The organism is Bartonella sp. AA2SXKL (assembly GCF_042197205.1).
Lineage (GTDB): Bacteria > Pseudomonadota > Alphaproteobacteria > Rhizobiales > Rhizobiaceae > Bartonella.
Genome location: NZ_JBHIRN010000159.1, coordinates 308 through 692, shown reverse-complemented (window position 1 = coordinate 692; position 385 = coordinate 308). Strand labels below are relative to the sequence as shown.

1 pseudogene is annotated in these 385 nt (G+C 34.0%); it reads left to right on the top strand.

From position 1 onward, the window contains the following. Positions 1-208: 208 nt before the first annotated feature. A pseudogene (locus ACFINS_RS10415) lies at positions 209-385 on the top strand (sodium:proton antiporter); the annotation flags it as partial.

Sequence of the window (385 nt, the reverse complement as noted above, 5' to 3'; positions counted from 1 at the left end):
TTATTGCAACATCGTCTTCAATCTTTATTGCTGCTCCTATTTTACTACTACTTGGGAATTGGTGGCGTAAAAGAAATAATCACACAAACACGACACTACAATAAAAATGCCACGTTAATTCATATATGAAATACCATTCCTCTTTTCTTATAAAAAAAGCTATAGTCGCTTTAATGAATTCATTTTTTTTGAAAAAGTCATAAATATTATGCTCCATGATACGCCACTTATTACAACAATCGTTGCAGGTTTATGCTTAGCATTTCTTTTAGGAATGATTGCCAGTCGTTTGCGTATCTCACCACTTGTGGGATACTTATTAGCTGGTGTTATTGTAGGACCAAACACAGGCGGTTTTAGAATAGATTCCGGTATTATCAACCAA